At 71.9% G+C, this 6,000-nt stretch carries 4 protein-coding genes; all 4 read left to right on the forward strand.

The window, feature by feature from the left end:
* Positions 1-20: 20 nt before the first annotated feature.
* The 4 genes from HOV91_RS30900 (at position 21) to HOV91_RS30915 (ending at position 5,576) form a co-directional block, all read left to right on the forward strand.
* Positions 21-1,154, forward strand: coding sequence for a polyprenyl synthetase family protein (locus HOV91_RS30900; protein WP_174188841.1), 1,134 nt, complete (start codon positions 21-23; stop codon positions 1,152-1,154).
* A 37-nt stretch (positions 1,155-1,191) separates the two neighbouring features.
* A complete protein-coding gene (gene crtI, locus HOV91_RS30905) occupies positions 1,192-2,775 on the forward strand; it encodes a phytoene desaturase family protein (protein ID WP_174188842.1) in 1,584 nt (527 codons plus the stop codon).
* Positions 2,776-2,838: 63 nt separating this feature from the next.
* Positions 2,839-4,557 carry an alpha-(1->6)-mannopyranosyltransferase A gene (locus tag HOV91_RS30910; RefSeq protein WP_174188843.1) on the forward strand — a complete coding sequence of 573 codons (1,719 nt, stop codon included), beginning with the start codon at positions 2,839-2,841 and terminating at the stop codon, positions 4,555-4,557.
* The gene (locus tag HOV91_RS30915) at positions 4,554-5,576 is read left to right on the forward strand and encodes a phytoene/squalene synthase family protein (RefSeq protein ID WP_174188844.1); all 1,023 of its coding nucleotides are present in this window, start codon (positions 4,554-4,556) and stop codon (positions 5,574-5,576) included. The genes HOV91_RS30910 and HOV91_RS30915 overlap by 4 nt, the downstream gene beginning before the upstream one ends.
* The last annotated feature ends 424 nt before the right edge of the window (positions 5,577-6,000 follow it).

A 6,000-nucleotide genomic window follows, 5' to 3' on the forward strand; every position in this document is an offset into this window, starting at 1 on the left:
CGTCCATCATCCGCACGACCTTGGAGGCTCCTCTGTCCGCCGGAACCGGGACTCAGACGCCGCGCCCCGCCGTGCCCCAGCCGGGCACCCCCGCCTTCGTCACCGCCGTGGAAGACGCCCTGACCGGCTTCTTCGCCACCCGCCGCAGCACGACCGAGCGCCTCGGCCCGGTCTTCGTCGAGGCCACCCACGCGCTCGAGCAGTTCGTCCTACGCGGCGGCAAACGCACCAGGCCCGCGTTCGCGTGGACCGGGTGGCTCGGCGCGGGCGGCGATCCGCACGCGCCCGAGGCCGCCGCGGTGCTCACCGCCTGCTCCGCGCTCGAACTGGTCCAGGCGTGCGCGCTGATCCACGACGACATCATCGATTCCTCCCGCACCCGCCGCCGCTTCCCCACCGTGCACGTCGACTTCGAGCAGCGCCATCGCGACCGCGGGTGGGCGGGCGACTCGGCGCACTTCGGCGCCAGCGTCGCCATTCTGGTCGGCGATCTGGCGCTGTCCTGGGCCGACGACATGGTGCACGCGTCCGGGCTGGCGCCCGCGGCCGTGGCCCGGTTCGCACCGGTGTGGGCCGACATGCGCACCGAGGTGCTCGGCGGCCAGCTGCTCGATATCAACGGCGAGGCGGGCGGCGACGAATCGGTGGAGGCCGCGCTGCGGATCAACCGCTACAAGACCGCCGCCTACACCGTCGAACGCCCGCTGCACCTGGGCGCGGCCATCGCTGCCGCCGATCAGGGCCTGATCGGCGCGTACCGCACGTTCGGCACCGCGATCGGGATCGCCTTCCAGCTGCGCGACGACCTGCTGGGGGTGTTCGGCGACCCGGCGGTCACCGGCAAGCCCTCCGGTGACGACCTGCGGGAAGGCAAGCGCACCGTGCTGCTGGCCGAGGCGCTGCGCCGCGCCGACGAGACCGACGCGGCCGCGGCCGCGGTGCTGCGCGCGAGCATCGGCACCGACCTGAGCGCCGAGCAGGTGCAGCGGCTGCGCGCGCTGCTCGTCGAACTCGGGGCGGTCGAGGAAGTGGAGCGCCGGATCGCCGAACTCACCGACAGCGGGCTGGCCGCCATCGAATCCAGTGCGGCGACGTCCGTGGCCAAGGAACGCCTGCGCGCGATGGCGCTGGCCGCGACCAAGCGGGCCGCGTGAGCGCGACGGCCGTCGCCGCGGCGAAGAGAGGAAAAGGATGAGGACCGTCGCGGGGCCGACCGATCGCGTCGTCGTCGTGGGCGCGGGACTGGCCGGACTGTCGGCCGCCCTGTATCTCACCGGTGCCGGTCATCGGGTCACGGTGCTCGAGCGGGCCGACCACCCCGGCGGCCGGGTCGGGCGCTATCGCGGGGCGGACTACGACATCGATTCCGGCGCCACCGTGCTCACCTTGCCCGAGCTGATCACCGACGCGCTCGCCGCCGTCGGTCGCACGCCGCAGACCTGCGTGCCCCCGCTGCGCATCCACCGGCTGACGCCGGGCTACCACGCTCGTTTCGCCGACGGCGCCGAGATCAGGGTGTTCGCCGACCCGGACGCGATGGCCGCGGAGGTCGAGCGGACCTGCGGCCCGGCCGAGGCGCGCGGCTACCGGCGCCTGCGCGCGTGGCTGGCCCGGATCTACGCGGCCGAGTTCACCGAGTTCATGGACACCAACTTCGACTCGCCGCTGGAGCTGGTGCGCGTCCGGGAAAAGCGCGGCGCGCTGATCGAATTGGCGCGGCTCGGCGGCTTCGGCAGGCTCGGTCCACAGGTGCGCCGGTTCCTGCGGGATCCGCGCCTGGCGCGCCTGTTCACCTTCCAGGCGCTCTACGCGGGTATGCCGCCCGCTCGGGCGCTCGCGGTCTACGGCGCGATCCCGCATATGGACACCTCGCTCGGCGTCTACTTCCCCGAGGGCGGCATGCGGGCGATCGCCGCGGCGCTGGCGCAAGCGTTCACCGAGGCGGGCGGCACGCTGGAACTGAACGCCGAAGTGACCGGGATCGACTACGCGGGCCGCCGGGCCCGGCGCGCCCGCACCGCCGACGGGCGCCGCTTCGACTGCGACGCGCTCGTGCTCACCGCCGACCTCGGGTCGCTCGACCGCTTCGGCGTGCGACCCCGGCGTGGGCTGCGCGCCTCGCCGTCCGCGGTCGTCGCGCACGGCACCGTCCCCGCCGCCGTCGCGGCGCAGTGGCCGGTGCAGGCGCACCACACCATCGAGTTCGGCCAGGCCTGGGACCGCACGTTCGCCGAGATCACCGCCCGCCGCGGCCGCGGCAAGTTGATGAGCGACCCCTCCCTGCTGCTCACCCGGCCCGCCCTGACCGATCCCGACCTGTACATCACCCGCGGCGGCGAACGGTACGAACCGTTCTCGGTGCTCGCGCCCTGCCCGAATCTGTCGGCCGCGCCCCTGGACTGGCCGCGCCTGGGCCCCGCCTACCTCCGTGAGTTGCTCACCGTGCTGGAAACGCGCGGCTATCGGGGCATCACCGAGCACTTCGCGGTCGACCGGCTCGACACGCCGCGAACGTGGTTCGACCACGGCATGCTGGCCGGCACACCGTTCTCGGCGGCCCACCTTTTCCGGCAAACCGGTCCGTTCCGGCCGAGCAATTTCCCGCGTTCGAGCGACAACGTGGTTATCGCCGGTTGCGGCACCACTCCCGGCGTCGGCGTGCCGACCGCACTGTTATCCGGGAAACTGGCGGCAAACCGCATAGCGGGCGAGTTCGGGCACGCTTCGCGTGGCACCCCCCGCACCAGCCGGACAGTGTTCGAAGCGACGCCGTAAACTAAGCGCCGACCTATTCGCTCGCGGTTGCGACCGCCGACCATTCGGGGGGACCGACACCAGATGGCATCCCCCGAAACGCGCACCGCAGAGGCCGCCTCCACCGGTGTCACCGACCCTTCGTCGCCCGCCTCCGCACGCCGCGATTCGGCCACCCCCCGCGGCGTCCTGTGGTGGATGCGCACCTGCGCCGATTTCGCCAGGAGCCCGGAGGGGCACGCCGCCCTGCTCGGTTTCTTCGGCGCGATCATGATCACCTTCGGCGGGTTCGGCGCGGGCAGCGTCCGCAAGCGGGACCCGCTGCTCGAGGCCATGCACCTGTCCTGGCTGCGCTTCGGGCACGGCTACGCGCTGTCCACCATCTGCATCTGGATCGGCGTGCTGCTCATGATCACCGCCTGGGTCCGGCTCGGGCGCGCCACGATCGGCACGGGCGACCGGACCGGCGCGGAGGTGACGCTCAACGAGCTGCGCGCCATCGTCGGCATCTGGATCGCGCCGCTGCTGTTCGCCGTGCCGATGTTCAGCCGCGATGCCTACTCCTACCTCGCCCAGGGCGCGCTGCTGCGCGACGGTTTCGACCCCTACCAGGTCGGGCCGGTCGCGAATCCCGGTGTGCTGCTGGACAATGTGAGCCCGGTGTGGACCACGACCACCGCGCCGTACGGCCCGGTCTTCCTGCTGCTCGGGCGGGCCATCACCGCCGTGACCGGCGACAACGTGGTGGCGGGCACCATCGCGATGCGGCTGGTCATGCTGCCCGGCCTTGCGCTGATGATGTGGGCCGTGCCGTATCTGACCAAGCACCTCGGCGGCAAGCCCACCGTGGCGCTGTGGCTGGCGGTGCTCAACCCGCTGGTGCTGATCCACCTGATCGGCGGCGTGCACAACGAGATGCTGATGGTCGGCCTGATGTGCGCGGGCATCGCGCTGGTGCTCGAGCGCCACCACGTGGCGGGCATCGTGGTCGTCGCGATCGGGGTGGCCATCAAGGCGACCGCGGGCGTTGCGCTGCCGTTCCTGGTGTGGATCTGGATGCTGCACGAACGTGAACGCCGCGCCGCACAGCGGGTCGGGCGCGACCCGGCCCACCTGCCCGCCAGCGAGCAACCCGGCGATGCCGCGGAGCCGACCGAGGACATGCCGCATCCGGCGCTGATGTTCGCCAAGATCGCCGGGCTCGGCCTGAGCGTGTTCGCCGTCGTGTTCGTCGCCGCCTCGGCCATCGCCGGGGTCGGCATCGGCTGGCTGACCGCGCTGTCGGGGTCGAAGAAGATCATCAACTGGCTGTCGCTGCCGACCGTCATGGCGCACGCGACCACCTGGATCACGCCGCTGCGGCTGGAATCGGTGCTCGAGGTGACCCGCGCGCTGTGCGCGCTGGCCCTGGTCGCCGTGCTGGCCCTGACCTGGTGGCGATTCCGGCACAGCGAGCGGGAGGCGGTGCTCGGCATCCTGATCGCGTTCGTCGCGATCGTCATCCTCTCGCCCGCCGCACTGCCCTGGTACTACTCGTGGCCGCTGGCGCTGGCCGCCGGGTTCGCGTTGTCCACCACGACGCTGATGGCGCTGGTCGGCGTATGCACTTGGCTCATGCTGGTCTTCCAGCCGGACGGTTCGATCGGCCTGTACAACTTCTGGCACGTCGTGGCGGCCACCTTCGCCGCGGTCGTGGCGGCGCTGTCGCTGCGCACGGTGGACCCGCTGCGCCTGCGCGCCGCGCCACCGAACAATGTCGCGGTCACCTCCGCTGAGGCCACCGCTTCGCCCGCTGGTCCATGACCGAAGCTCGGCTACCGGGTTCCGCCCTGCTGCCGCTCGCCTACCGCGAGTGCAGGCAGATCGCCGCCACGCACGGCCGCACCTACTTCCTGGCCACCCGGCTGCTGTCGGCCGAGCGACGCCCCGCGGTGCACGCGCTCTACGCGTTCGCGCGAATGGTGGACGACATCGTCGACCGCGCGGGGCGGCCCGCGCCGCAGGAGGATCCGGCAGCGGAACTCGACCTCATCGAACGGGACCTGCGCGCCGCGCTCGGATCGGACACCGGCGAGCCGGGCACTTCGAGCGATGCGCCGCTTCCCGTTGCCGGGAACCCGGAGCCGGGATGGACCGCGGAAGCCGATCAACGACCGCGCACGCTCGTCTTGGCCGCCGTCACCCACACCATCCGCCGCTACGGCATTCCCGCACAGCACTTCTGGACGTTCCTGGATTCCATGCGCATGGACGTGCCGGACGCCCCGGGCTTCCGGAATCGCTACGCCACCATGGCCGAGCTGCGCGAATACATGCGCGGCTCCGCGGCCGCCATCGGATTGCAACTCCTCCCGGTGCTCGGCACCGTCGTCCCGGTGGCCGAGGCCGAGCCGGCTGCCGCCGCACTGGGCGAGGCGTTCCAGCTGACCAACTTCCTGCGCGACGTGGCCGAGGATCTCGACCGCGACCGGGTCTACCTGCCCGCCGACGCCCTCACCGCGTTCGGCGTCGACGAGGACCTGCTGCGCGAGTGCCACCGCACCGGACGAACCGATCCGCGCGTGCGCCGCGCCCTCGCCCACCTCATCGCCGTCGACCGGGATCTCTACCGCCGCGCCGAACCGGGCATCGACCTGCTCGAACCGCGCGTGCGCCCCGCCATCCGCACCGCGGCCACCCTCTACGCCGACATCCTGCGCCACATCGAACGCAGCGACTACGCCGTCTTCGACCACCGCGCCGTAGTCCCCCGCCACCACCGCCTCCGCATAGCCGCCACCGAATTCACCACCGCAACCCTCCGCAGCCGCCTCGACCGCTGACCCCACCGCGCACACTCGCCCCCGCGACCACATCGCTCGACCACGCCGCGAGAACCCCTCCCGAGCCTGAGCGAGCACCGGCCCCCGCAGTCACCACGGGCATCCTCAACGGCACAGCTCAGACGACACAATCCCCCTATACGCAACCACAGGTTCCGAGCGAAGCGTGACCGAGCATCCGCTATTCGCGGTCCGCTCGGACACCAGCCACAAGGGAGCCTCGAACACCAAGCGCCGCAGGCGCTGGAAAAACCCACGCTAGAGCGGCCGCCGCATACACGGCGACACAAGCCCTAAGCCGACCCCCGGCCTGCCCCCGCCGAGTCACGTGCACCCCGCGTCCACCTCGAATCAAACGCGCCCAGCTCACCACAACCACGTCTTTCGAGCGAAGCGAGATCGAGCATTGCCCGTTCGCGGCCCG

This window comes from Nocardia barduliensis (assembly GCF_013315795.1).
Classification (GTDB): Bacteria; Actinomycetota; Actinomycetes; order Mycobacteriales; family Mycobacteriaceae; genus Nocardia; species Nocardia barduliensis.